Origin of the sequence: Streptomyces sp. NPDC127097 (genome assembly GCF_042724075.1) — a bacterium.
Taxonomy (GTDB): Bacteria; Actinomycetota; Actinomycetes; order Streptomycetales; family Streptomycetaceae; genus Streptomyces.
This window is the reverse complement of record NZ_JBHXFI010000008.1, coordinates 139,036-165,196: the sequence shown is the minus strand read 5'-3', so window position 1 is coordinate 165,196 and position 26,161 is coordinate 139,036. Positions and strand designations below refer to the sequence as shown.

The 26,161-nt window shown below is 70.6% G+C and carries 20 protein-coding genes and 5 tRNA genes; 10 read left to right on the top strand and 15 right to left on the bottom strand.

Annotation, left to right across the window (positions count from 1 at the left end; all coding sequences use genetic code 11):
- Positions 1–86: 86 nt before the first annotated feature.
- The 9 genes from ACFWJW_RS09885 to ACFWJW_RS09845 all read right to left on the bottom strand — a co-directional run bounded on the left by ACFWJW_RS09885 (position 87) and on the right by ACFWJW_RS09845 (position 3,996).
- A tRNA-Glu gene (locus ACFWJW_RS09885) sits at positions 87–159 on the bottom strand.
- Positions 160–200: 41 nt separating this feature from the next.
- Positions 201–272, bottom strand: a tRNA-Gln gene (locus ACFWJW_RS09880).
- A gap of 16 nt (positions 273–288) precedes the next feature.
- Positions 289–361 (bottom strand) — tRNA-Glu (locus ACFWJW_RS09875).
- Positions 362–423: 62 nt separating this feature from the next.
- A tRNA-Glu gene (locus tag ACFWJW_RS09870) sits at positions 424–496 on the bottom strand.
- A 21-nt stretch (positions 497–517) separates the two neighbouring features.
- Positions 518–589 (bottom strand) — tRNA-Gln (locus tag ACFWJW_RS09865).
- An 88-nt stretch (positions 590–677) separates the two neighbouring features.
- Entirely contained in the window at positions 678–1,403 is a 726-nt protein-coding gene (locus tag ACFWJW_RS09860; RefSeq protein WP_387237307.1) for an HAD family hydrolase, read from the bottom strand.
- A 78-nt stretch (positions 1,404–1,481) separates the two neighbouring features.
- Positions 1,482–2,966, bottom strand: coding sequence for a glutamate--tRNA ligase (gltX, locus tag ACFWJW_RS09855; RefSeq protein WP_387237305.1), 1,485 nt, complete (start codon positions 2,964–2,966; stop codon positions 1,482–1,484).
- Positions 2,959–3,732 carry a fumarylacetoacetate hydrolase family protein gene (locus ACFWJW_RS09850; RefSeq protein ID WP_387237303.1) on the bottom strand — a complete coding sequence of 258 codons (774 nt, stop codon included), beginning with the start codon at positions 3,730–3,732 and terminating at the stop codon, positions 2,959–2,961. The genes gltX and ACFWJW_RS09850 overlap by 8 nt, the downstream gene beginning before the upstream one ends.
- Before the next feature lie 81 nt (positions 3,733–3,813).
- On the bottom strand, positions 3,814–3,996 hold the full coding sequence (locus ACFWJW_RS09845; protein ID WP_328548176.1) for a hypothetical protein: 183 nt from the start codon (positions 3,994–3,996) through the stop codon (positions 3,814–3,816).
- A gap of 589 nt (positions 3,997–4,585) precedes the next feature.
- On the opposite strand from ACFWJW_RS09845, the gene ACFWJW_RS09840 reads away from it, so the two are divergent.
- The 8 genes from ACFWJW_RS09840 to ACFWJW_RS09805 all read left to right on the top strand — a co-directional run bounded on the left by ACFWJW_RS09840 (position 4,586) and on the right by ACFWJW_RS09805 (position 14,971).
- Positions 4,586–8,326 carry a nitrate- and nitrite sensing domain-containing protein gene (locus tag ACFWJW_RS09840; RefSeq protein ID WP_387237300.1) on the top strand — a complete coding sequence of 1,247 codons (3,741 nt, stop codon included), beginning with the start codon at positions 4,586–4,588 and terminating at the stop codon, positions 8,324–8,326.
- A gap of 9 nt (positions 8,327–8,335) precedes the next feature.
- Positions 8,336–8,749, top strand: a complete 414-nt coding sequence (locus tag ACFWJW_RS09835) for a roadblock/LC7 domain-containing protein (protein WP_018087200.1) — start codon at positions 8,336–8,338, stop codon at positions 8,747–8,749.
- A 92-nt stretch (positions 8,750–8,841) separates the two neighbouring features.
- Entirely contained in the window at positions 8,842–9,252 is a 411-nt protein-coding gene (locus ACFWJW_RS09830; protein ID WP_042149221.1) for a DUF742 domain-containing protein, read from the top strand.
- The gene (locus tag ACFWJW_RS09825; protein ID WP_085925178.1) at positions 9,233–9,826 is read left to right on the top strand and encodes an ATP/GTP-binding protein; all 594 of its coding nucleotides are present in this window, start codon (positions 9,233–9,235) and stop codon (positions 9,824–9,826) included. Before ACFWJW_RS09830 ends, ACFWJW_RS09825 begins: the two co-directional genes overlap by 20 nt.
- Before the next feature lie 400 nt (positions 9,827–10,226).
- Positions 10,227–13,316, top strand: a complete 3,090-nt coding sequence (locus ACFWJW_RS09820; protein WP_387237296.1) for a nitrate- and nitrite sensing domain-containing protein — start codon at positions 10,227–10,229, stop codon at positions 13,314–13,316.
- 10 nt (positions 13,317–13,326) lie between these two features.
- Complete coding sequence (locus ACFWJW_RS09815; protein WP_018087204.1) at positions 13,327–13,740, top strand: roadblock/LC7 domain-containing protein; 414 nt, start codon at positions 13,327–13,329, stop codon at positions 13,738–13,740.
- An 84-nt stretch (positions 13,741–13,824) separates the two neighbouring features.
- A complete protein-coding gene (locus ACFWJW_RS09810; RefSeq protein WP_387237293.1) occupies positions 13,825–14,412 on the top strand; it encodes a DUF742 domain-containing protein in 588 nt (195 codons plus the stop codon).
- Positions 14,393–14,971, top strand: a complete 579-nt coding sequence (locus ACFWJW_RS09805; protein ID WP_073447656.1) for an ATP/GTP-binding protein — start codon at positions 14,393–14,395, stop codon at positions 14,969–14,971. The genes ACFWJW_RS09810 and ACFWJW_RS09805 overlap by 20 nt, the downstream gene beginning before the upstream one ends.
- A 136-nt stretch (positions 14,972–15,107) precedes the next feature.
- Here ACFWJW_RS09805 and ACFWJW_RS09800 read toward each other — a convergent pair whose 3' ends face one another.
- From ACFWJW_RS09800 to ACFWJW_RS09785, 4 genes are all read right to left on the bottom strand, one after another.
- Positions 15,108–15,764 (bottom strand): DUF4360 domain-containing protein, encoded by a 657-nt coding sequence (locus ACFWJW_RS09800; protein WP_387237290.1) that lies wholly within the window; start codon positions 15,762–15,764, stop codon positions 15,108–15,110.
- Positions 15,765–16,529: 765 nt separating this feature from the next.
- Positions 16,530–16,733, bottom strand: a complete 204-nt coding sequence (locus ACFWJW_RS09795; RefSeq protein ID WP_387237287.1) for an acyl-CoA carboxylase epsilon subunit — start codon at positions 16,731–16,733, stop codon at positions 16,530–16,532.
- A gap of 56 nt (positions 16,734–16,789) precedes the next feature.
- Positions 16,790–18,373, bottom strand: coding sequence for an acyl-CoA carboxylase subunit beta (locus tag ACFWJW_RS09790; protein ID WP_042149202.1), 1,584 nt, complete (start codon positions 18,371–18,373; stop codon positions 16,790–16,792).
- 216 nt (positions 18,374–18,589) lie between these two features.
- Positions 18,590–21,031: a polysaccharide lyase 8 family protein gene (locus ACFWJW_RS09785; RefSeq protein WP_387237284.1), complete on the bottom strand. Its 2,442-nt coding sequence runs from the start codon at positions 21,029–21,031 to the stop codon at positions 18,590–18,592.
- 241 nt (positions 21,032–21,272) lie between these two features.
- Here ACFWJW_RS09785 and ACFWJW_RS09780 point away from each other — a divergent pair, with 241 nt between their 5' ends.
- Positions 21,273–21,899 (top strand): YceI family protein, encoded by a 627-nt coding sequence (locus ACFWJW_RS09780; RefSeq protein WP_387237281.1) that lies wholly within the window; start codon positions 21,273–21,275, stop codon positions 21,897–21,899.
- An 89-nt stretch (positions 21,900–21,988) separates the two neighbouring features.
- On the opposite strand, the gene cimA is transcribed toward ACFWJW_RS09780, so the two are convergent.
- Positions 21,989–23,623 carry a citramalate synthase gene (gene cimA / locus ACFWJW_RS09775; RefSeq protein ID WP_387237278.1) on the bottom strand — a complete coding sequence of 545 codons (1,635 nt, stop codon included), beginning with the start codon at positions 23,621–23,623 and terminating at the stop codon, positions 21,989–21,991.
- Between the two features lie 630 nt (positions 23,624–24,253).
- On the bottom strand, positions 24,254–25,585 hold the full coding sequence (locus ACFWJW_RS09770; protein WP_387237275.1) for an MFS transporter: 1,332 nt from the start codon (positions 25,583–25,585) through the stop codon (positions 24,254–24,256).
- A gap of 224 nt (positions 25,586–25,809) precedes the next feature.
- Here ACFWJW_RS09770 and ACFWJW_RS09765 point away from each other — a divergent pair, with 224 nt between their 5' ends.
- Positions 25,810–26,127 (top strand): hypothetical protein, encoded by a 318-nt coding sequence (locus ACFWJW_RS09765; protein WP_387237272.1) that lies wholly within the window; start codon positions 25,810–25,812, stop codon positions 26,125–26,127.
- Positions 26,128–26,161 lie beyond the last annotated feature (34 nt).

The following is a 26,161-nucleotide window of genomic DNA, read 5'->3' as shown; positions in this document are numbered from 1 at the left end:
AATCGTCGGCAGCTTCTTTTGTTAATAAGACACAGCAGTTCACACGACACGCCCCCCCGCATGATGCGGGGGGCCTTCTCTTCCTGTACCCCCGACCGGATTCGAACCGGCGCTACCGCCTTGAGAGGGCGGCGTGCTAGGCCGCTACACAACGGGGGCAAGTCTTCTTGCAGTTGGGAGCTTCACGAGGATGCTCCGCGCTGGGCTACCAGGACTCGAACCTAGACTAAATGAACCAGAATCACTCGTGCTGCCAATTACACCATAGCCCATGGTGGTTTAGACCAGTACCCCCGACCGGATTCGAACCGGCGCTACCGCCTTGAGAGGGCGGCGTGCTAGGCCGCTACACAACGGGGGCCCTAGCGATCCTGCATGAGAGGCAGTGGGTGCGACCCGGACTGTCTCCCTGGGAAGGATCTGTACCCCCGACCGGATTCGAACCGGCGCTACTGCCTTGAGAGGGCAGCGTGCTAGGCCGCTACACAACGGGGGCTTTGCAGATAAGCTCTGCGAGCTGGCCTACCAGGACTCGAACCTAGACTAACTGAACCAGAATCAGTCGTGCTGCCAATTACACCATAGGCCATCAAAGCGCAACCCCCCGTAGGGGGTTTTATTTTGACTGCGCCTCCCGGCCGGGCCTCTCGGCCCTCTCGGGCGGCGCAGGAAGAACATTACCTGATCGTGGACGGCGCACCAAAACCGATAACTCCGCGCAACAGCTCGGGGAGCTCCCCCAGGCTCGCGATCCGGCGCACCCCCTCGGGCGGCTCCTCACCGGTGCCCGCACGGTCCAGCCATACGGCCGTGAGCCCGGCGTCCCGGGCGCCGAGCGCGTCGATGTCGAGCTTGTCGCCTATGTAGAGGACCTCGCCGGGGGTTAGGCCGAGCGCCTGACAGGCGCCCGTGAACGCCTCCGCGGCGGGCTTGGCGCACCCCAGCGCGTCGGAGCAGAACACCGCCTCGAAGCGGGTACGGATCCCCAGGGCGGCCAGCTTGCGCTCCTGGTTGGCGGTGGTGGCGTTGGACAGCACCGCCTGCCGTACCAGGGGGGCCAGGGCCGCCAGGGCGGGCGCGGAGTCCGGGAAGAGCGTCCAGGACGCTTCGTAGTGCGCGAGGTACCGGCCGAACCAGGCGTCCGCCTCGGTGTCGGAGAGCGGGGTCCCCAGGAAGGTCCGGGCCCGGCCTCTGCGGTGGTCGAGAAAGCCCACCTCACCGGCGAGGAAGCGGGCGAATTCGGTCTCCATGGCCGTCCGCCAGCGCTCCAGGGCCGCCGCTTCGCCGCCGTACGCGTCGAGGAGGCCCTCGGTGCGCAGATGCCGCAGGACGCCGGCCCGGTCCGACCCGGTGTAGTCGAAGAGGGTGTCGTCGAGGTCCCACAGGACGGCATGCACGGGCATACCGCCAATCTAAGGGCAGCGGATAGGCCAGGGGCCCGGACGCCGTACGGCATCCGGGCCCGAGGGGCGCGGGGGCGGTCAGCCGGCCAGCTTGGCCAGGGCCGCGTCGATGCGCTGGAGGGTGCGTTCCTTGCCCAGGACCTCCAGGGACTCGAAGAGCGGCAGGCCGACCGTGCGGCCGGTGACGGCCACCCGGACCGGGGCCTGCGCCTTGCCGAGCTTCAGGCCGTGCTCCTCACCGGCGGCCAGGACGGCCTCCTTGAGGGGCTCGGGGCCGGCGGTCCAGTCGGCGGCGTCCAGCTTGGCGCGGGCGGTGGTGAGCAGGGCGGCCGGGTCGCCCTTGCCCATGGCCTTGGTCCAGGACGCCTCGTCCTCGACCGGCTCCTTGCGGAAGAGGAAGTCGACATTGGCCGTGATGTCGGAGAGGACCGTGAGGCGGGTCTGGGCGTGCGGGGCGATGGCGCGCCAGGCGGCCTCGTCGAAGTCCTCGGGGGCCCAGTTGGCGTACGGGGCGGTCAGCCAGGGCTCGCAGGCCGTGATGAAGGACTCCAGGTCCAGGCGCCGGATGTGGTCGGCGTTGATCGCCTCGGCCTTCTTCAGGTCGAAGCGGGCCGGGTTGGCGTTGACGTCCGCGATGTCGAACTTCTCGATCAGCTCCTGCACCGAGAAGAGGTCCTGGTCGGCGGAGAAGGACCAGCCGAGCAGCGCAAGGTAGTTGAGCAGGCCCTCGGGGAGGAAGCCGCGCTCGCGGTAGAGGTTGAGGTTGGCCTGCGGGTCGCGCTTGGAGAGCTTCTTGTTGCCCTCGCCCATGACGTACGGGAGGTGGCCGAAGGCCGGGATCTCCTTGGCCACGCCCAGCTCGATCAGGGCCTTGTAGAGGGCGATCTGGCGGGGGGTGGAGGAGAGCAGGTCCTCGCCGCGCAGGACGTGGGTGATCCCCATCAGGGCGTCGTCGACCGGGTTGACCAGGGTGTACAGCGGGGCGCCGTTGGCGCGGACGATGCCGTAGTCCGGAACGTTCTCCGGGGTGAAGGTCAGCTCGCCGCGCACCAGGTCGGTGAAGGTGATCGGCGCGTCGGGCATCCGGAAGCGGACGATGGAGGTGCGGCCCTCGGCGTCGTACGCGGCCTTCTGCTCGGCGCTGAGCTCGCGGCAGGTGCCGTCGTAGCCGGAGGGCTTGCCGGCCTTGCGGGCGGCGTCGCGGCGCTCGTCGAGCTCTTCGGTGGTGCAGTAGCAGTGGTAGGCGTGGCCGGCGGCGAGGAGCTTGTCGGCGAGGTCCTTGTAGAGGTCCATGCGCTGCGACTGGCGGTACGGCGCGTGCGGGCCGCCGACCTCGGGGCCCTCGTCCCAGTCGAAGCCGAGCCAGTGGAACGACTCCAGCAGCTGGTTGTAGGACTCTTCGGAGTCGCGGGCCGCGTCGGTGTCCTCGATCCGGAAGACCAGGGTGCCCTTGTTGTGCCGTGCGTAGGCCCAGTTGAACAGGGCGGTACGGATCAGGCCGACATGGGGGTTACCGGTCGGGGAGGGACAGAAACGGACGCGGACGGGGGTCGCGTTAGCCACGCTTGATCACCTTGTTGGTGAGAGTGCCGATGCCTTCGATGGTGACGGCGACCTCGTCGCCGACGTTGAGGGGGCCGACCCCGGCCGGGGTGCCCGTGAGGATGACGTCGCCGGGGAGCAGGGTCATGGCCTCGGTGATGTGGACGATCAGGTCCTCCACCGGGCGGACCATGTCGCTGGTGCGGCCGAGCTGGCGCTGTTCGCCGTTGACCGTGCACTGGACGGCGAGGCCCGCGGCGATGTCGGCCGGGTCCAGCCCGGTCTCGACCCAGGGGCCGAGCGGGCAGGAGCTGTCGAAGCCCTTGGCCCGCGCCCACTGCGACTCGCGCTGCTGCACATCGCGGGCGGTGACGTCGTTGGCGCAGGTGTAGCCGAGGATCACGTCCTTGACGCGCTCGCGGGGCACCTCACGGCACATCCGGCCGATGACGACGGCGAGCTCCGCCTCGTGGTGCACCTCCTGGGAGAAGGAGGGGTACGCGATGGGATCACCGGGGCCGATCACGGACGTGGACGGCTTGAAGAAGGTGACCGGGACGTCCGGGACGGTGTTGCCCAGCTCGGCGGCGTGTTCGGCGTAGTTGCGGCCGATCGCGACGACCTTGTTGGGGAGGACCGGCGGCAGCAGCCGGACCTTGTCGAGGGGGACCTTTTGGCCCGAGCGCTCGAATTCCGCGAAGGGATGCCCCTTGATGACGTCGAGTTCGCCGTCTTCGAGGACGCCGAAGCCGACGTTGCCGTCGATGGAGAATCTTGCGATGCGCACGGGTTGCCGTTGCCCCTCATTGATCACTGACCGGAGTTGACACTCCAGGCTATCGCGGGGCTGCTGCCGGTCCGCCGCTGATTACGCCGGGACGCCCTGCTCGGGGGCGGTCATCAGGACCGTACGGCGGGGGTTGGCGGTCTGGGCCGGCAGGTCGACGGTGTGCTCCGGGGCCTCGGTGCCGAGCTCCTCGGCGTCGGTGAGGTGGGCCAGGGTGGTGCGCCGCGGGTTGGCTATGTTGCGGAACATCATCGTCGTCTTCACTGCTGCATGCCTCGCGTCATCGGAGTGGGGATAAGGGCTTGCGGAAAGCTGCCTTGTCATTCTCGGCAACTGTGTAAAGCGTCAGGCTAAGCGCGCTATTCCCTGCGATGTGCCGGGGGACTCAATGATCTTCCTGTGAGTTTGCTCACGAAGTGTGTGACAAATGCCGCATTTCCCCTGATCAACAACCCTGGGCGAATCGGACAATGGCGGATTGAAGTGCACGTTCCGCTCCCGATCACCGCACCTGGGACAGCCGGAAGGGGCGGCCGACTCGCGGATAAAAGTCCGTTATCGACGGTGCAATATTCGACACGTCGTGACGCCTTCCGTACATTGCGTCACCCAAGTCACAGTGCGGGACTCCGCTCTTGTTGGAGATCCTGCACTGTGCTGGAATTCCACGGACCGCCGCATGTTTGAGCCGGCGCGCAGGGCGCAACGAAGCGCCGCGCGGCGGTGCCGTCCGCTCCGATCGAGAGGACAGCCCGCCGGTCATCACGACCGCCATGGGGGGACTTAGCGGTCCCCATACGACTCGACACCGTCCCGCCGAGGTGGGACGCCTGGTCCAGAGGTTGCGACGCTAGTGCAGGGACGTTTCAAGAGGGATGGCAGCGCTGCGGCGGACCCGGAGCTGCGCGGCGGAACCGACCGCGCCTCCTCGCCCCAGCGCGCCCAGGGCAACGGTTCCGCCGGGGGCAGCACACTGCCCGTCGACGGGGGCGGCCAGGCGCCGGGCAATGACGCCGCGGACAGCGGTAAGCCCAAGGCGTCGAAGGGTCCCAGTGGCCCCGGGTCACGAATAGCGCTGCGCAACTGGCGCATCAGCACCCGACTGGTCTCCCTGCTCGCGCTTCCCGTGGTCGCCGCGACCACGCTCGGCGGCATGCGCATCGGCACGTCGCTGGAGAACATCGACCAGCTCGACAAGATGCAGCTGCTCACCGAGATGACCCGGCAGGCGACCGAGCTCGCCGACGCGTTGCAGGTGGAGCGGGACAAGTCGGCCGGTCCGCTGGCCGGCAGCGGGAACGCCAAGGACGACGCCAACGTCGTCGCGCCCCGCGAGGCGACCGACCGCGCCCGGCTGTCGTTCAACCAGGCCACCGATGACATCCGGGGCCAGGACGCCACGATGACCGGTGTCCGGGCGACCGTCCTGGAGATCACCCGCCAGCTCAACACCCTCAACGAGATCCGCAACAACGCCTACAAGGACGCGGACAACTCGACCCGCACGGTCACCAGCTACAACCAGCTGATCAACTCGCTGCTGTCGCTCTCCCAGGACATGGCGCAGGCGACCAGCAACCCGGAGATGATCCGCAGTACCCGTGCGCTGGCCGCGTTCTCGTCGGCCAAGGAGTACGCGTCGATCCAGCGCGCCCTGGTCAGCGCCGGCCTCGCCCACGAGGGCGGCCCGCAGCTGTCCTCCAACGACCGGCTGGCCGGCCGTAACGCCGAGAACAACGAGAAGGCGGCCCGCGACCGCTTCTCGCAGATCTACACCAGCAACGGGGAGAACAGCGCCGGCGCGCTCACCCGCGGTCTGGACGGCAACAACGACGAGATCAAGGCAGCGGTGGCCTTCGCGCACCGCTCCTTCGCCAGCGGTTCCGGCATCCGCAGCCAGGACTACCGCTACCTCGACTGGTACGACTCCGATACCGTCAAGATCGACGAGATGTCGCGGATCGAGACCACGCTGCTCTCGGAGATGGAGCAGAAGTCCCGCGAGCTGCGCAACGAGGCCACCCAGTCCGCGATCGTCAGCGGTGCGCTGATCCTGCTCGTCCTCGGCGTCTCGCTGGTCGGCGCGTTCGTCGTGGCGCGGTCCATGGTCCGCTCGCTACGCCGGCTCCAGGACACCGCGCAGCGGGTCGCCCAGGACCGGCTGCCCGAGCTGGTCAAGCAGCTGTCCGAGTCCGACCCGCAGGACGTGGACACCTCCGTCGAGTCCGTCGGTGTGCACAGCCGGGACGAGATCGGCCGGGTGGCCGCGGCCTTCGACGACGTGCACCGCGAGGCGGTCCGTCTCGCCTCCGAGCAGGCGCTGCTGCGGGGCAACGTCAACGCGATGTTCACCAACCTCTCGCGCCGTTCCCAGGGCCTGATCCAGCGTCAGCTCTCGCTGATCTCCGAACTGGAGTCCCGCGAGGCCGACCCGGACCAGCTCTCCTCGCTCTTCAAGCTCGACCACCTCGCCACCCGCATGCGCCGTAACGGTGAGAACCTCCTGGTCCTCGCCGGTGAGGAGCCGGGGCGCCGGTGGACGCGGCCGGTGCCGCTGGTCGACGTGCTCCGTGCCGCCGCCTCCGAGGTGGAGCAGTACGAGCGGATCGAGCTCAACGCCGTACCGCAGACCGAGGTCGCCGGCCGGGTCGTCAACGACCTCGTGCACCTCCTCGCCGAGCTGCTGGAGAACGCCACCTCGTTCTCCTCCCCCCAGACCAAGGTCAAGGTCACCGGTCACGCGCTGCCCGACGGCCGGGTGCTGGTCGAGATCCACGACACCGGCATCGGCCTGTCGCCCGAGGACCTGTCGGCGATCAACGAGCGGCTGGCCAGCCCGCCGACCGTGGACGTCTCGGTCTCCCGGCGGATGGGTCTGTTCGTGGTCGGCCGGCTGTCGCTGCGGCACGGCATCCGTATCCAGCTGCGGCCCTCCGACTCCGGCGGCACCACCGCGCTGGTCATGCTGCCGGTCGATGTCGCCCAGGGCGGCAAGAAGCCGGCGCCCAGCAACGCCAAGGGCGGCGGCGGTGACCACGGCGGCACGCCGTCCAGCCGGCTCGCGGGGCTCCAGCCGCGCGGCCAGGTCGGTTCGGGTCCCTCGGCCGGCGGTCGTCCCGCGCTGCCCGGCCGCGGTGGCCCCGGCGGCGGTGCGCCCAACGCCTTCGGTGCCTCGGCACCCGCCGGCCGTACGGCCCCGCCCGGTGCGGGCTCCCCCGGCGCCCCGGCGCAGGGCGGCGACGCCCGCCCGGCCGCCGGCCGTCCCACCGGCTCGCGTCCCTCGCTGCCCACCCGCGGCGCGGACAACGGCCCGGCGCCCACCGTCGCCCCGCCGACCGGCGCCCCGCGCCGTGAGGAGCGTCCGCAGCTGCCCGCCCGTGGCGCCGCGGCCGAGCTGCCGAGCGGTCCGCCCGCCGGCGGTCAGGGCGGCGGCCAGGGCACTCAGCAGCCCGGCGGTACGAGCTGGGGCGCGCGCCGTGACCGCGGCGGCTCCGACGACTGGCCGCTGGCGCCCCGCGAGACGCAGGAGCGGCCGCGCGGCCACGAGGAGCCGGAGACCACCGGCAGCTTCGAGCGGCCCGCGCCGAGCGGCGGCCCCGGTGACACCGCGGCGTTCGCCCGTCCCGACTTCAACGGTCCGCCGCCCGCCGCGGACGGCTCCCCGCGCGGGTCCCGCCCGCAGGGCGCGCGTCCGGCCGGCCGGGGTGCGGGCAACGGCCCCGCCGACACCGGGCAGTTCCCGGTGCCGGACGGCAACACGGGCCAGTACGAGACCGGTCGCTACGACACGGGCCAGTACCGGCGCCCGGACAGCGACACCGGCCAGTACCAGCGGCCCGACAGCGACACCGGCCAGTACCAGCGGCCGGACAGCGACACCGGCCAGTACGAGACCGGGCAGTTCGAGACCGGCCAGTTCGAGACCGGCCAGTACCAGCGGCCGGACGCCGACCGGGCCGCGTACGCCGACGAGTCGCAGGGCACCGGGCAGTTCCCGGTGCAGCAGTCGCAGGACAGCGGTGCGCCGTCCGCCGATGTGCTCGGTGACGCGGACGCCGGTCCCGGTGACGGCCGTACGCCGATCTTCGACACCATCGAGTCCAACTGGTTCAACCACCCGGCGGCCGCCGCTGCCGGTGTACCGCCCCAGGGCGACGCCGAGCCCGAGGCACCGCGGCTGCCCCGCCGCGAGGCCGCACAGGACGGCGCGCAGCGCGGCGAGGCACGCAACGGCGTGCGCGGCGAGGCACCGGTCAACGGTGCGCGCGGCGCGGCGCCGGCCGAGGCCACCAGCCAGTGGCGCAGCTCGCCGAACGACGAGACGTGGCGGCAGGCGGAGCAGATCCGCCAGCCCGCCGCGGGCGGTGTCACCACTTCCGGGCTGCCCCGCCGGGTCCCGCGCGCGAACCTCGTCGCGGGCACCGCGCAACAGCAGCAGTCGACCCAGAGCGGTCCCCAGGTCTCGCGTGCGCCCAGTGATGTGCGCGGGCGGCTGACCAATCTCCGTCGGGGAATTCAGCAAGGCCGGCAGGCCGGGACGTCGTCCACCGGCACGCACGGCGTTGTCGATCCCACTCACCAGCAGGAGCGTTAGTTGAGTCCGATGAGCCAGGCGGCGCAGAACCTGAACTGGTTGATCACCAACTTCGTGGACAACACCCCCGGGGTGTCGCACACGGTGGTGGTCTCCGCGGACGGTCTGCTCCTCGCCATGTCCGAGGGCTTCCCCCGAGACCGTGCCGATCAGTTGGCGGCGGTGGCCTCCGGCCTGACGTCGCTGACCTCCGGCGCGTCCCGCATCTTCGAGGGCGGGACGGTCAACCAGACCGTGGTGGAGATGGAGCGTGGCTTCCTCTTCATCATGTCCGTCTCCGACGGATCGTCGCTGGCCGTGCTGGCGCACCCCGAGTGCGACATCGGCCTGGTCGGCTACGAAATGGCTCTGCTGGTCGACCGCGCGGGGACGGTGCTGACACCGGATCTGCGCGCCGAACTTCAGGGCAGCCTGCTGCACTGAACGGCGCCCGCAGCGCCGCTCCGTACAGCACCAACCATCCATGTGCCGCACCCCCCACCGGCCCAACATCAGTTGTCCCGCCCGGAGGACCCATGACCCCGCCACCTGCCACTTCCGGCCCGTACGGCGCCTATAGCCAAGCGCCGTACGGGAACGAAGGTGACCAGCCGCTGGTGCGCCCCTACGCCATGACCGGAGGCCGGACCCGGCCGCGCTACCAGCTCGCCATCGAGGCGCTGGTCAGCACGACCGCCGACCCCTCTCAGCTGCCCGGGCTGCTGCCCGAGCACCAGCGGATCTGCCACCTGTGCCGTGAGGTGAAATCGGTCGCCGAGGTCTCCGCACTGCTGCACATCCCGCTGGGTGTGGCGCGGATTCTGGTCGCGGACCTGGCGGAAGCCGGGATGGTGGCGATCCACCAGCCGGGCGGCAGCGGTGAAGCCGGTGGCACGCCAGACGTGACCTTGCTCGAGAGGGTGCTCAGTGGACTTCGCAAGCTCTGACAGCGGTTCGGACGGGACTACGGCCCGCGCCACGACCTCCGCCAAGATCGTGGTGGCGGGTGGCTTCGGCGTGGGCAAGACCACGTTCGTCGGGGCCGTCTCAGAGATCAACCCGCTGCGCACCGAGGCCGTGATGACCTCCGCCTCGGCGGGCGTCGACGATCTCAGCCACGTCCAGGACAAGACCACGACGACCGTGGCGATGGACTTCGGCCGGATCACCCTGGACCAGGACCTGATCCTGTACCTCTTCGGTACGCCGGGTCAGGACCGCTTCTGGTTCATGTGGGACGACCTGGTCCGCGGCGCGATCGGCGCGGTGGTCCTGGTCGACACCCGCCGGCTCGCCGACTGCTTTCCGGCCGTCGACTACTTCGAGAACAGCGGACTGCCGTTCGTCATCGCCCTCAACGGCTTCGAGGGGTACCAGCCCCACACGCCCGACGAGGTGCGCGAGGCGCTCCAGATCGGCCCGGGTACGCCGATCATCACCACCGATGCCCGGCACCGCAACGAGGCCAAGAGCGCGCTCATCACGCTCGTGGAGCACGCGCTGATGGCCCGGCTCCAGTAGGCCGTCGCCACCGGCCCGCCGCCGTCCGGCGCGGGCCGCACGGCAGTTGTCAGGGGCGGGGGTGCGCCCCCTGCCCCGGACCGGATTCCGGCATCCCGAGTCGATCTGTGTCCTTCGACACGCCCACAAATTTGCTTCATAACGTTTCGACAGTGAATCAGCAGGGTTTCGACACCCCGCGCGCATGTCCGGCTTCGCTGCGCTCACAATTCTCCTGCATTTTGGCGCGGCTCGCCCTTAACGCCCCTTTTATCTCGGGCCCTTTCGCGCCTCCTCCGGCTTTACCCAGTGTTTGGAACGCACCGCCCTGACGTGCTGAAATTCGCTGAACTCCGGAGTAGGAACGCCCAGAAGAAGCGGCACAGCAAGTCAGTGCCGGCGCCGAGAGGTTGTTGGTCGAGTGAGGCGAAGCAAGGCGAGCCCCGAGCCGCAGGAATCGCGGCGGGGCAACTTCACACCGCCGCCCAGAGGTGGCCTACCGGCTTCCGACGCGCCCGAAAATTCGGTCGCGAAGCCTCCGGTCAGTGGCGGAAAGTACTCCCCGCGCAACTGGCGCGTGGCGACCCGCCTGAACGCCATTCTGTTGATCCCCGTAATCCTCGCCCTGATCTTCGGCGGGCTGCGGGTGGACAGTTCGTTCGCCACCTGGCAGGAAGCGCAGGACGCGGAGAACACCGCGAAGCTGGTCCGTGCGTCGCTCACCTACAGCAACGCGCTGCTCGACGAGCGGGACCGCACCGCGGCGCCGCTGCTGAAGGGCAAGAAGGACGACCCGGCCGTGCAGGGGGCGCGGGACGCCACCGACGCCGCCGCCGAGAAGTTCCACCAGGCCGCCAAGGCCATGCCGGACAAGCCGGGCCTCAAGCGCCGCCTCGCCGCGTTCGAGAAGTCCGAGCCCAAGCTCCAGCAGCTGCGCCAGGCCGCCTACACCTCCAAGCTGCGCGGTGTGCAGACCGAAGAGGGCTATGTCGAGGTCCAGCACCCGCTGATGGAGTTCGCCAACGAACTCGGCCTGGGCACCGGCAACATCACCTCCTACGGCCGTACCGTCTACGCCGTCGCGCTGGCCAAGGCCGCCGTGTCGCTCCAGCGGTCCATCGGCACCCACCTCCTGGTCGACCCGGCGTCCCCGCAGGGCGGCAAGGAGCACAAGCTTCAGCTGACCGCCTTCGCGTCGTACCGCTACCTGGAGGGCATCGCCATCGGCGAGTACACCTCCGGCGGTACGCCCGAGGACGTCGAGCGCCTCAAGAAGGACGGCGCGGCGCTCAAGCAGGCCGCCCAGCAGAAGATCGCGCGGGCGAAGGAGCAGGCTCAGGCCGCCGGCCGGCCGTTCCGCGCCCCGCCGGCGATCGACCAGATGGGTACCCTGATCGCCACCGGCGCGGCGCCGGAGACGCTGGGCGCGCGGGGCCTCACCTCCGACACCTACTTCGCGGCCGCGACCGGCAAGTTCGACATGTACCGGTCCATCGAGAAGGACCTGTCGGACAAGGCCGTGAACGAGGCGGCGCAGATCTCCAACGACGCCCGCCAGTCGACCTTCATCGACTCCGGCATCGTGCTCGCCGCCCTGATCATCGCGTTCGTCGTGGCCGGCCTGATGGCCCGCCGGATGAGCCGCAACATGCGCCAGCTGCGCACCGCCGCCTTCGGCATCGCCGAGCAGCGGCTGCCGATGCTGGTCGACCAGCTCTCGCGGACCGACCCGGGCCGGGTCGACACCCGCGTCCAGCCCATCCCGATCTCCACCACCGACGAGATCGGCGAGGTCGCCCGCGCCTTCGACCAGGTGCACCGCGAGGCCGTCCGGCTCGCCGCCGAGCAGGCGCTGCTGCGGGGCAACGTCAACGCGATCTTCACCAACCTCTCCAGCCGCAACCAGGGCCTGATCGAGCGCCAGTTGGAGCTGATCACCGACCTGGAGAACAACGAGGCGGACCCGGACCAGCTGGAGAACCTCTTCCGGCTCGACCACCTCGCCACCCGTATGCGGCGCAACGGCGAGAACCTCCTCATCCTCGCGGGCGAGGAGCCCGGCCGCCGCTGGAACCAGCCGGTGCCGCTGGTCGACGTCCTGCGAGCGGCGATCAGTGAGGTCGAGTCCTACGAGCGCATCGACCTCACCGGCGTCCCCGAGAGCGAGATCCACGGCACCGCCGTGACCGACCTCGTGCACCTGCTGTCCGAGCTGCTGGAGAACGCCACCACGTTCTCCTCCCCGCAGACCAAGGTGCGGGTGGCCGCGACCCGGCTGCCCGACGGCCGGGTGATGATCGAGATCCACGACAAGGGCATCGGGCTCACCCCCGAGGACTTCGCGGACATCAACCACAAGCTGGCGAACCCGCCGAGCGTGGATGCCGCGATCTCCCAGCGCATGGGCCTGTTCGTGGTCGGCCGGCTGGCCGACCGGCACGGAATCCGGGTGCAGCTGCGCCCCTCCGGTGAGCAGGCGGGCACCACGTCGCTGGTCATGCTGCCCGAGGCGATCACCCACGGTGGTGGCGGAGACGAGCAGTTCGACGACGACTTCACGGTCTCCCGGATCGTGCCGGAGCAGCAGCAGCACACGACGTACGAGAACCAGCAGCGCACCGCCGCCGAGCTGGGCTTCGACGACAGCCGCTACGGCCGGCCGGACTCCGGTGACCTGGACATGGTGGGCCGCTCGCTGATCCGCGAGGAGCGCCGGGCCGCACTGGAGGCCCAGACATCCGGTGAGCAGGCGCCCGGGTACCCGCAGGACGAGCGTCCGCTCTTCCGTGACGAGGTGTCGTCCGGCGGCGGGTACCAGGACTTCCCGGCCCAGGCATATGCGGAAGCCGATCAACCGCTCTACGACGACCGGTCGCACGGTGGCCACGCGTTCGGCGAGCCGGGCTTCGCAGAGACCACGGGCCAGCAGCCATACGTTTCCCACGAGGCGGCACAGCCGGACGAATGGGCCGAACGTCCCGCATTCGAGGGCTACTTCGGCGCCGAAGCGGAATCTGACCGGAATGCAACTGCCGCTCCCGCTGACGCCGCTGAGCGCGTACCATTCCAGCGTCCGGGCCCCACACCGAGCGATGCCCCCTCGCTGACGGACGCCGGCCTTCCGCGCCGCGGAGGCCGCGACCAGCAAGCACCGCAGGTGCAAGAGCAGCGGAGCACGCCGGAGACCGGCCAGGACGGCTCCGACTGGCGCAGCTCCAACGACGAGCGCTGGGAGCGGGCGGAGCAGCTACGTGAGCCGAAGGCGGGCGGAGTCACCTCTTCCGGCCTCCCCCGGCGGGTGCCCAAGGCCAACCTGGTCGAAGGTGCAGCGGAGCAGACCCCGCAGGGCGGCCCCCAGGTCTCCCGCGCCCCGGAGGACGTCCGCGGCAGGCTGAGTAACCTGCGCCGCGGCGTCCAGCAGGGACGCAATGTCGGCACGGACCCCTCCGGGGTCCCCCAGAATGACCAACAGGGCTTCGGCCCCGGCAGCACCTACGATCAGGAGCGTTAGTGTGAGCCCGATGAGCCAGGCGGCGCAGAATCTGAACTGGTTGATCACCAACTTCGTGGACAACACCCCTGGGGTGTCCCACACGGTCGTGGTCTCCGCGGACGGTCTCCTCCTCGCCATGTCCGAGGGCTTCCCTCGTGACAGAGCCGATCAATTGGCGGCGGTGGCCTCCGGCCTGACGTCGCTGACCTCCGGCGCGTCCCGCATCTTCGAGGGCGGTAGCGTCAACCAGACCGTGGTGGAGATGGAGCGCGGCTTCCTCTTCATCATGTCCGTCTCCGACGGATCGTCGCTGGCCGTGCTGGCGCACCCCGAGTGCGACATCGGCCTGGTCGGCTACGAGATGGCCCTGCTGGTCGACCGCGCGGGCACGGTACTGACGCCGGATCTGCGCGCCGAACTTCAGGGAAGTCTTCTCAACTAAAAGACAGGCAGTGCGTTTCCCGCCACCGCGCCATAGGGTTCGGTGGCGCGACCGGCGTCAGACAGGCAAGTTGGAGGAGGAGACGTGGCAACGCCCCCGAGCGGATACCCGTACGGTTCCGGACAGGAGTCCGGACCTGTGGGCGAGACCCATAACAACCGCTTCAACTTCCCGTCTGCGCCGAGCCGCCGGCCGCAGCGGCCCCAGCAGCAGCCCCGGCCGTACGACTCCCAGCCGTACGAGCCGCCGGTGTACGACCAGCCCCAGGCACCGCGCATCCAGCCGGTGCAGCCGCAACGGCGCGCGCCAGAGCCCGCCCCCACCGGCGCGAACAACCCGCTGGTGCGCCCGTACGCCATGACCGGAGGCCGGACCCGGCCGCGCTACCAGCTCGCCATCGAGGCGCTGGTCAGCACGACCGCCGACCCCTCCAAGCTGCAAGGCCAGCTGCCGGAGCACCAGCGCATCTGCCACCTCTGCCGTGAGATCAAGTCAGTAGCCGAGATCTCCGCGCTTCTCTCCATCCCCCTCGGCGTCGCCCGGATCCTCGTCGCCGACCTGGCAGAGGCCGGACTCGTCGCCATCCATCAGCCCGGCGGGGACGAGACCGCCGGCGGACAGCCAGATGTGACACTGCTCGAAAGGGTGCTCAGTGGACTTCGCAAGCTCTAGCGGTGCAGCCCGCTCCACCACCTCCGCGAAAATCGTGGTGGCGGGCGGCTTCGGCGTGGGCAAGACCACGTTCGTCGGGGCCGTCTCAGAGATCAATCCGCTGCGTACCGAAGCCGTGATGACCTCCGCCTCGGCGGGGATCGACGACCTCACGCACGCGCCGGACAAGACGACCACGACCGTGGCGATGGACTTCGGCCGGATCACCCTGGACCAGGACCTGATCCTGTACCTCTTCGGTACGCCGGGTCAGGACCGCTTCTGGTTCATGTGGGACGACCTGGTCCGCGGCGCGATCGGCGCCGTGGTGCTGGTCGACACCCGCCGGCTCGCCGACTGCTTCCCCGCGGTCGACTACTTCGAGAACAGCGGACTGCCGTTCGTCATCGCCCTCAACGGCTTCGACGGCCACCAGCCGTACACGCCCGACGAGGTGCGTGAGGCGCTTCAGATCGGCCCGGACGCGCCGATCATCACCACCGACGCGCGGCACCGCAGCGAGGCCAAGAGCGCGCTCATCACGCTCGTGGAGCACGCGCTGATGGCGCGGCTGCGCTAGCAGGACGCGTCCGGGCTCCCCGTGCCCGCACGCGCGCCACGACGAAAGGCCCCCACACCGTTGAGGTGCGGGGGCCTTCGTCGTCCCAGGGGCCCGGACGCACCGGTCCACGGCCCCCTGGGACGGCTTCCCGGCGTCAGCGGCGCGCGGGGCACTGCTTCCATGCGAAGTGGTACAGGGTGTTGATGCTGCCGTCGGTGGAGTCCATGGCCATGTAGCTGGTGGACTTGGGGTCCGCCGACTTGGCGTCCACCCTCATCTCGGTGTTGATGTTGAAGTAGCGCTCCTCGCCGCAGGGCGCGTACACCAGCGCGTCGATGTCGGCCTCATCCGACGTCTGCCAGTTGGAGTCGTAGGGCCCGGTGAAGCTGTGGCTCTTCCGGGTCGTCTGCTGCTGGCCCTGGAAGTAGTACCCCGCCGTCTCCAGCCCCTTGGCCCCCGGCGCCAGGGAGGCGTAGCCGCGGTAGTCGGCCCGGGCGATGGCGTACGTGAAGCCCTGCGGGACGTGCACGTTCAGCGCGATCTGGCAGTTCTTGCGGGAGTCGGTGGGCTTGCTGCCGCTGCCCGCCTGGGCGAGGTATTCGCTGTACGTCACGGTGAAGGCCGTGTTGTCGGGCGCGATGGCCACCGCGGCGCTGCCGGGTCTGCACCCCGAACCGTTGACCGTGGCGACGGTAATGGTGATCTTGCCGGACGGCGGGTCGTCGCCGAACCGGGCGGTGGTGGTGGGGGATGCCGATCCGGCGAGGAGCAACGATGCCACTGCGGCACCAGCACTGAGCGTGCTGAGCATGGGCTTTTCCTTCCGGTCGTCCTAGGCCCGCGAGGCGGGAACACCAGGAGAAGGGATGACGAGCGCATGCCAGCATGGGGAGCACCGCTTGAACAGCTCTGCTCCCCAGGGTTGGGGCGAACCTACGCCTTGATCCGGACACGCCATACCAAACCGGAACACCGTTGTGGTGGGCGCCGGTTGCGCCTACGGCGGGTGGGTGGCGGGTCGGAGGGGACGCCCGGTACCCCGTCCTCGGCGCGGGCGACGCGGGTCCCAGAGGCAAGGCACCCCGGCGTCCGCTCCAGTCCTGCGGGCGGGGCACCGGACATCCCCTCCGACCACCGTCCGTACGCGGCCGACCCGCCGTACCGATGACCGTTACGGCAAGCCAGCGGCCCCCCTTGGCAGGCACCTGGTCCCCGAGGACGGGCGCGGGCCGAGCCGGGCCGTAAGGCGCGGTGCCACCGTCCGGCAGTCGGCAACGGGGAACGGTCGGAGGGGATGTACCGGGGCCCGCCCGCAGGACCGGAGCAAACACCGGGGCAATCAATCCCACGCACCCGCGTCGCCCGCGCCGAGGACGGGTCCCGGTGCGTCCCCTCCGACCCCCGCGGCAACCACGCAACCCGCAACGGCGCGAGCCACAACGGCGCCGCACCGAACAACGGCACGGCCACCCCCACAGGGGGCGCGGGGAACGGCGCGCCCAGCCACAACGGCACCCGCAGACAAACAAGGGACCCCGCAAACACGGGGCCCCAAGTCGGCGCAATCAGCGAAGCGTCACCGCTGCCAGCTGGTAGCCCCATGGAAACCACTCTGCCGCTCCAGCCGCCGCCAACGGGCAGCCGTCGCGCGAGGACGCGCAGGCGCGGCCGGCTGATGCGCGGCGCGGGCCAGCAGGACAGCGGTCAGGGCGGCGAGCTCTTCCTCGCTGGCCTGGCCCTTCTCCACGCGGATGGGATCGGTGCGGTGGGCAGGATTCACGGTGTCTTCTCCGTCGTCGCGGTGGGCGTCGTGCCGGTGGCGGGTGCGGTGGGTGGCTACTGGGGCGGGTTGCCGTGCTTACGGGCCGGCAGGTCCGCATGCTTGGTGCGCAGCATCTCCAGGGCGCGGATGAGCACATGGCGGGTCTCGGCGGGGTCGATGACGTCGTCGACCAGGCCACGCTCGGCCGCGTAATACGGGTGCATCAGCTCGGACTTGTACTCCTTGACCATGCGCACCCGCATGGCCTCGGAGTCGTCCGCCTCGGCGATCTGCTTGCGGAAGATGACGTTGGCGGCGCCCTCGGCGCCCATCACCGCGATCTCGTTGGTGGGCCAGGCGTAGGTCAGGTCCGCGCCGATGGACTGCGAGTCCATGACGATGTAGGCGCCGCCGTACGCCTTGCGCAGGACGAGGGAGATCCGCGGGACGGTGGCGTTGCAGTAGGCGTAGAGCAGCTTGGCGCCGTGCCGGATGATGCCGCCGTGCTCCTGGTCGACGCCGGGCAGGAAGCCGGGGACGTCGAGCAGGGTGACGATCGGGATGTTGAAGGCGTCGCACATCTGGACGAAGCGGGCGGACTTCTCGGACGCCTCGATGTCCAGCACCCCGGCCAGCGACTGCGGCTGGTTGGCGATGATGCCCACCACGCGGCCGTCGAGCCGGGACAGCGCGCAGATGATGTTGGTCGCCCAGCGCTCGTGGACCTCCAGGTACTCGCCGTCGTCGACGATCTCCTCGATGACCTTGCGCATGTCGTACGGGCGGTTGCCGTCGGCCGGGACCAGGTCGAGCAGCGCGTCACCGGAGCGGTCGGCGGGGTCCTCGCAGGGCACCGTCGGCGGGTTCTCGCGGTTGTTCGCCGGCAGCAGCGAGAGGAGGTAGCGGACCTCCTCCAGGCAGGTGGCCTCGTCGTCGTACGCGAAGTGCGCCACACCGGAGGTCTCGGCGTGCACATCGGCGCCGCCCAGGCCGTTCTGGGTGATCTCCTCGCCGGTCACCGCGCGCACCACGTCGGGGCCGGTGATGAACATCTGCGAGGTCTCGCGGACCATGAAGACGAAGTCCGTCAGGGCGGGGCTGTAGGCCGCGCCGCCCGCGCACGGGCCGAGCATGACCGAGATCTGCGGGATGACCCCGCTCGCCTTGGTGTTGCGCTGGAAGATGCCGCCGTAGCCGGCGAGCGCGGAGACGCCCTCCTGGATGCGGGCGCCGGCGCCGTCGTTCAGCGAGACCAGCGGCGCTCCGGCCTGGATGGCCATGTCCATGATCTTGTGGATCTTGGTGGCGTGGGCCTCGCCCAGCGCACCGCCGAAGATCCGGAAGTCGTGCGCGTAGGTGAAGACGGTCCGGCCGTGGACGGTGCCCCAGCCGGTGATCACGCCGTCGGTGTAGGGCTTCTTCGCCTCCAGGCCGAAGCCCGTCGCCCGGTGCCGCCGCAGCGGCTCGACCTCGTTGAACGAACCCTCGTCCAGCAGCAGCTCGATCCGCTCGCGGGCCGTCAGCTTGCCCTTGGCACGCTGCGCTTCGGTGGCACGCTCGCTGGGGCCTCGCCGAACCTGCTCACGGATGGCGTGCAGTTCGGCGACGCGCCCGCGGGCGTCGTTGGCGCCGGCGGGCACATCTTCGACAGTGGTCATGTATCGACGGTACGTGGGCGAGGCGCCGCGCACCGATGTCGGTTTCGTACAACGTCGCATGCGATTTGGTGGGCAGGCAGTACAGAACCGTGCTGTACGCGCCCCGCGTCCCGGCGTCCGTTCGGGTGGCGGGCCCGGATGGCGTCTGTATGGGCCCGACAAACAGACGCGGAGCGATGTTGTGGTGACCGGCTGGTCCGGCGGGCCGGATTCCGGTCAGCCCAGCCGCACGGTGCAGGTGTGGGTGGCACAGCCCGTGCCGGGGGTGACACGCAGCCGCAGGGCCCGCCCGGTGGCCAGGACCTCGATCGCCGGGTCGTGGGCGAGCACCCCGCGCACCGGCCGTGACCAGGTGATCTCCAGCGTATCGCCGGTGCGCTCGGGGGCGGCGGCGCACAGCCGCGCGGTGCCGCCGCGGCCCGCCGGCCACCCGCGCCGCCGCTCCCGTACCAGCACGCTCGCCGGGCCGTCGGCGGCGAGCGGCCCCGCGCGGCCCGCCCGCCAGAAATTGGCGGCGGTTACGCCGAGCGGGTCGACGGCGATCGCCTGCCGCCCCGCGTCATTGGCGAGCACGGTCAGCCAGCGCCGGTCGGCGGCCCGGGCGGCGAGCGTGCCGAGCGTGGCGCCCGGCATCAGGAGGTAGGCGTAGCAGGCGTCGGTGGGGTCGGTGCCGTGGTCGTGCCAGAGGGTGAGATAGCGGCGGGTGAACGGCTCGGTGGAGGAGGTGCTGTTGATGTCGTGCCAGGAGCCGGTGCGGGCCTCGCGCAGCGCCTTCAGGGGGGCGCCGCCGGGGAAGACGTAGCCGCCGTGGCCGGCGAGGTGGGCCCAGTGGGCGCGGCGGAAGGCGGTGGTCTCCCCGAGGGTGCCGGGCTGCGGGACGCCGTCGACGGTGAGCGTCGCGGTGCCGGACTCCCCCAGGCAGCGGTTGTCGACGACGGTCTCGGCCGGCACCCCGTCGCGGGCGGTGATGCCGGCGCCCAGGCAGACGAGGCAGTCCGCGAGCGCGAACCAGGATTTCCTGCCGGTGAGGGTGGAGGCGAGTCCGCGCAGGTCCTGGCCGAGGGCGGCGAAGGTGCCGTCGGTGGTCCCGCCGACCCAGCGCGCGGCGGGCTTGGGCTCGCCCCAGCCGCCGCCCTCGTTGTCGGCCAGCCGCTTGGCGGAGACGGTCGTGCCGGGGAGCCGGTAGGGGTCGACGGTGGGCCAGAAGGCGTCCGTGTACTGGTCGCCGCCGAAATCCGCGCCCCACCAGGAGAGCATGCCGGCGCCGGTGTGCCAGCCGCGCGGGTTCTCGCCGTTGCCGTTCTCGTAGTACGCGATCCGGTCGGAGGCCATGGCCAGCCCGGCGGCCCAGCCGGGGCGGCGGTGCACGGCGCGGTCCATGGCGGGGAACAGCCGGTGGCCGACGGGCTCGGGGGCGGGGGCCGCCGGGCTCCGGGCGATCTCGCCGAGCCGGGCGAGGTCGGCGACGGGGTACTGCCGGTCGGTGAGGACGGGCAGCGTACGGTCCCGGGCGATCCAGCCCTTGATCATGGCGTGCCAGCGGTCCCGCTCGGCGGCGCTCGCGCTCCGGGCGAGCAGCGCGACGGCGGCGATCAGCGCATGGCCGTGGTAGTGGTCGCTGCGCAGGATGTGCCGTTCGTCGCTGCGGAGATAGCCGCGGCTGATGGCGCGGCCGTTGACCATGTCCATCATCAGGCCGTTGTGGAGCAGCGGGGCGTAGGCCCGCTCGACGCTGTCGAAGATGATCTGCCGGGCCGGGTCGGTGAGCTGCCAGGACGAGCCGCCGAGCAGCGCGAACAGCCGGCCGAGGCCGTCCAGCAGGACATAGCCGTAGGTGCCGGAGTAGGCGACCCAGGTGTGCTGGACGAAGGAGCCGTCGGCGTAGAGCCCGTCGCCCCGGGTGACGTACGGGAAGACCGGGGAGAGGGCGTCGCGGGCCAGCGCGATCTTGTCGGGGGCGCGGCCGAGGACGCCGCGCAGCGCGACCACCCGGCACAGGTCGACGCGGTTGGCGCCGGTGCTCGTCCCGGTGTAGTCGCCGAGCATGGTGTCGGGCACGAAGTGGTCGACGGCGGCCAGACAGCGGGTGCGCAGGTCGTCGGGGAGGCCGCCGCCGTCGGGCAGCCGCTCGTCGAGGATCGCGAGGGTGTCGAGGAGGAGTCGGGGGCTGCCGATCTGCCACTCCCACCAGTTGCCGTAGCGGGTGGTGGCGGTGTTGTAGACGGTGGCTTCGAGGTGGCCGAGGCCGGTGGCGAGGGCCTGGGCCAGGGCGGGGTCGCCGGTGCGGCCGGTGCCGGGCTGGGCGTACGCCTGGGCCATGGTGTGCAGCCGGCCGTAGCTCTGGGTGATGCCGGACGGCGGGTCGTAGCGGCAGTCGGGCCAGAGGGAGCCGGCGGCCGGGCGCATCCGTGCCTGGAAGGTGCTCGCGAGGGCGCCGGTCTCCTGGAGGGCGGCGGCGTAGGGCGGGGCGGTGGGGTCGAAGCCGGTGCCCAGGGTGAGCGCGCACCAGCGACGGCGGAGGGCGGTGAACTCGTCGGCCGGGGCGGCCGGCCCGGGGGCGGCGTGCGCGGGGCCGGCCGCGAGGCCGAGCGCACCCGCGGTGGAGACGGCGAGAAATCCTCTGCGTGACCAGACGGGCAGGGCGGGGACTGGCGACACGGTCGGTCCTCTCCAGGGCGTCAACTGGGGGGTGGCGCTGCGCACTTGGGAGTTCCTGATGGTCTAGCACGGGCCGTCGGCGAGCGGCAATGACCGCGCCGGAACGCCGGCCGTCACCCGGCCGGCGGAGCCCGTTCGAGGCAAGAGGTTGAATGTTGAACCAGATGGGGTTACGGTGAATCTCGTTGAAGCTTAAACAATACTTCACGCACACCGAGTACACCGTCTTTGAGGAGGAGCCATGGCTCTGTTCAACCGCAAGCGCACCGCCGACACCGCCCCCGCCGCCCCCGCTGCCGTCCTCGACGCGGACCCCGGACTCGCGGCGCTGACCGGCGACTACACCATCGACCCGGCCCACAGCACCATCGGCTTCACCGTCCGGCACGCCATGGTCACCAACGTCCGCGGTGCCTTCGGTGTGTACGAGGGCTCGCTGCACCTCGACGGGTCCGAGCCGGCCCGCTCCACCGCCTCCCTCGACGTCACGATCGCCAGCATCGACACCGGGATCGCGGACCGCGACGGCCATCTGCGCAGCGCCGACTTCTTCGACGCCGAGACCTTCCCGCTGATGACCTTCCGCAGCACCGCCGCCGAGCGCGTGGGCGGTGACCGCTACCGCATCACCGGCGATCTGACCCTCCGGGACGTCACCAAGCCGCTCACCATCGACCTGGAGTTCCACGGCTCGGCCACCGATGTCTACGGCGCCGAGCGGGTCGGCTTCGAGGGCAGCGCCGAGATCCTGCGCTCCGACTGGGGCCTGACCTGGAACGCCGCGCTGGAGGCCGGCGGCGTCATGGTCAGCGACAAGGTCAAGCTCACCTTCGACATCTCGGCCGTCAAGGCGGCCCCGGACGCCTGAGCCCGCCGCTCCGTCCTACGACCGCGGCCCCGCGCCGGCCTCTCCCCCGAGGGCCGTGCGGGGCCGCGGTCGCGGCGTCGCCGGGGCGGTCACTCCTGCGGCTCGACCCCGGCCCGCAGCAGCCCGTACGCATAGGCGTCGTCCAGCGCCTGCCAGGACGCGGCGATCACGTTCTCCGCGACACCGACCGTGGACCACTCGCCCCGGCCGTCGCTGGTGGAGACCAGGACCCGGGTGATCGAGCCGGTGCCCAGGGCGCCCTCCAGGATGCGGACCTTGTAGTCCACCAGCTCCATGTGGGCCAGCTGCGGATAGATCCGCTCCAGGCCCACCTTCAGGGCCCGGTCCAGCGCGTTGACCGGGCCGTTGCCCTCGGCCGTGGTGACGATCCGCTCGCCCTTCGCCCACAGCTTCACGGTCGCCTCGTTGGCGTGCGTACCGTCCGGGCGGTCCTCGACGATCGCCCGCCAGGACTCCACCGTGAAGTAACTGCGCGGCCGGCCGCCCTCCGCCCGCTGGAGCTCCGCGCGCAGCAGCAGCTCGAAGGACGCGTCGGCGGCCTCGTACGTGTAGCCCGCCAGCTCCCGCTCCTTGACCCGCTCGACGACCCGGCCGACCAGCTCACGGTCGCCGCTCAGATCGATGCCCAGCTCCTTGCCCTTGAGCTCGATGGACGCCCGTCCTGCCATGTCGGAGACCAGCATCCGCATGCTGTTGCCGACCAGTGCCGGGTCGATGTGCTGGTAGAGATCCGGGTCGACCTTGATGGCGGAGGCGTGCAGTCCGGCCTTGTGGGCGAAGGCGGAGACACCCACATAGGGCTGGTGGGTGGAGGGGGTGAGGTTGACGACCTCGGCGATGGCGTGCGAGATCCGGGTGGTCTCGGCGAGCTTGCCCTCGGGCAGCACCTGGCGCCCGTACTTGAGCTCCAGGGCGGCGACGACCGGGAAGAGGTTGGAGTTGCCGACCCGCTCGCCGTAGCCGTTGGCGGTGCACTGGACGTGGGTGGCGCCGGCGTCCACGGCGGCCAGGGTGTTGGCGACGGCACAGCCGGTGTCGTCCTGGGCGTGGATGCCCAGCCGCGCCCCGGTGTCCGCGAGGACGGTCCGGACCACGGCGGTGATCTGCGCCGGGAGCATCCCGCCGTTGGTGTCGCAGAGCACCACGACATCGGCGCCGGCCTCGCTCGCGGTGCGGACGACCTGCTTGGCGTAGACCGCGTCCAGGGCGTAGCCGTCGAAGAAGTGCTCACAGTCGAGGAAGACCCGGCGGCCCTGGTCGCGCAGGTACCGGACGGTGTCCCGCACCATCGCGAGGTTCTCCTCGGGGGTGGTGCGCAGCGCCAGCTCCACATGCCCGACATGGGACTTGGCGACCAGCGTGATGACCGGGGCCCCGGACTCCAGCAGCGCGGCGACCTGCGGATCGTCCTCGACGCGGACCCCGGCCTTGCGGGTGGCGCCGAACGCGACCAGCTGGGCGTGCCGGAAGTCGATCTCCTCGCGGGCCCGCTGGAAGAACTCGGTGTCCCTCGGATTGGCGCCGGGCCAGCCCCCCTCGATGAAGCCGACGCCGAATTCTTCGAGGTGCCGGGCGATGGTCAGCTTGTCGGCGACCGTGAGATTGATGCCCTCGCGCTGCGCGCCGTCGCGGAGCGTGGTGTCGAAGACGTGGAAGTCGTCGGACACCGCGTCGGCGGGGCGGGCTTGGGGTGCGTCCGTCATGCTGGTCTGGCTCCTGTCGGGATCTCGGTCTACCGGAATAACCGGTTCCACCGCCCCTCCATGTTCCCTCGCGCTCCGCCTCCGGTGAGATGTGGGCCGGAAACGAAAAAACCTCTCGCGGGTGCGAGAGGTCTGCGCGCGGGTCTGGGACGACGGTGGCCACGCCGTACTCGGTTCGTACGGGGCGGTCACTGCGGACCGGCGCGCCTGCTGCCAATAATCATGGCGAACGAGAGCACGATCCGCAGTGTGCCACAACCCCGGGTGACGGAGCGGGATGTCTCACGATGCGGGCAGAATGTCCAGCTGCTGTGCGGTCCGGCCGTCCACGCCCGCCCAGCGCCGGAGCGCGGCGGTGGCCCGGGCACGGTCCCGGGGCGCCAGCTTCTCGATGCACGCGAGGTGGTTGGTGTGCTAGAAGGACGCGGTGACGGGGGCCATGTGGCGGTCGGTGAAGCCCTGGAGGCTGGTCACCCCCGCGAACCACGTGTACAGCGCGTCGCCGACGGCGGTGTCGCGGAGGGCGGGAGCCCGGTAGTTGAGGTCGTAGCCGTTGGCGCACCGCGCGCCTATCCCGGAACCGGCCCTGCCGCGGGCGGCGAAGGCCGGTTCCGGCCGGTCGGGCGACCCTCAGTCGGCGACGGGCTCCCCCACCCGCGCCCGTTCGGCTCCCGTGCCCTCGTCCTGCTTGCCGACCCGGTGCAGGTCGATGGACCGGGTCTCGCGCATGGTGATGTAGACGATCAGCGAGACCGCGGCGCAGCCGGCGACGTACCAGTAGTAGCCGGACTCGATGCCGCCGTCCTTGAACCACAGGGCGACATACTCCGCGGTACCGCCGAAGAGCGCGTTGGCGATGGCGTACGGCAGGGCCACGCCCAGCGCACGGATGCCGGTCGGGAACAGTTCGGCCTTCACACAGGCGTTGATCGAGGTGTAGCCGGTGACGACGACCAGGGCGAGCAGCGAGAGCCCGAGGGCGGGCCAGAAGCTGCCGGCGTGCTTGAGCAGCGTCATGATCGGCACGGTCAGGAACGTCGAGCCGACCGCGAAGGTGATCAGCAGCGGACGGCGGCCGATCCGGTCGGACAGCTTTCCGGCGAGCGGCTGGATGCACATGAAGATGAACAGGGCGCAGAAGCTGACCAGGGAGGCGGTCGGCTTGGGCAGACCGGCGCTGCCCGAGAGGTACTTGGTGAGGTAGGTCGTGTACGTGTAGTACGCGACCGTGCCGCCCATGGTGAGCGCGATGACCAGGAACGCCTCGCGCTTGTGGGCCAGCAGCGCCTTGAGGGTGCCGCGGGCCGGGTCGGCGTGGGCGCTGTCGTCCTCGGCGTACACCTCGGTCTCCAGCATGTTGCGGCGCAGGTAGAAGACGATGGCGGCGCCCAGCGCACCGATGATGAACGGGATCCGCCAGGCCCAGCTGTGCAGGGCGTCCTCGGACAGGGTGCGCTGGAGCACGATCTGGAGGCCGAGGCCGAGCAGCTGGCCCGCGGTCATGGACACGTACTGGAAGCTGGAGGCGAAGCCGCGGCGGCCGGGCGCGGACGCCTCGGTGAGGTAGGTCGCGCTGGCCGCGTACTCCCCGCCGACCGAGAGCCCCTGGAGCATCCGCGCGATGAGCAGCACGGCCACTCCGCCGTAGCCCGCGACGCCGTAGGTGGGCGCGACGGCGATCAGGACCGCCGAGGCGGACATCAGTGTGACGGTCAGTGTGAGTGCGGCCTTGCGGCCCTTACGGTCGCCGACCCGGCCGAGCACCCATCCGCCCACCGGGCGCATGAAGAAGCCCACCGCGAAGATCCCCATGGTGTTCATGAGGTTCGCGGTGTCATTCCCCTTGGGGAAGAACGAATCCGCGAAGTAGACCGCGAAACTGGCGTACACGAACCAGTCGAACCACTCGACCATGTTGCCGGCCGAGCCGACCCAGATCTTCTTCCATTGCTCTCGTCCCATAGCCGGTTACGGTCGCGGACCCGGGGGCCCGCGGCAAGGGCGCGGGCGGCAACGATCGCAGGTACTTACGTGCGTTGTGGTCACGGGCGCGGGCGCCGGCCCGTGGCACGGCCGCGGCAGCGCGCCTCCCCCTACGGCATAGGGTCGCCCTCGAAGCTGCGAGGCGCCACCGCCCCGGCCGCCCTGTGCGGCCCGGGCCGGGCGCGCGAAGAGAAAGAAGCGAGATGTCCGAACCGCAACCGCAAGCAGGGCAACGGCCGGTCCCCACCAGCGCCGAGGAGGCGCTGGAGATCGGGCTGGGCCATTTCCCCCGCGTCTGGCCGGACGGGGACGAACCGGCGCTGCACGTCCACGAATTCGACATCGGCTATCTGGTGTACCCGGTCTTCCCGCCCAGGACGGACCCCACCGCCTACCCCCGTGATCCGGGCGGCTCGCACATCGTGATCTCCAAGACGGACGGTGCGGTCAGCGCGCTGCCCAACTACCCGCCGGAGCAGGCGGTCGAGATGTACCGCCGGCACTTCCTTCCGGGGGCGTAGGGCCCACGGGCCGACCGCAGCGCCCGGCCCGCTG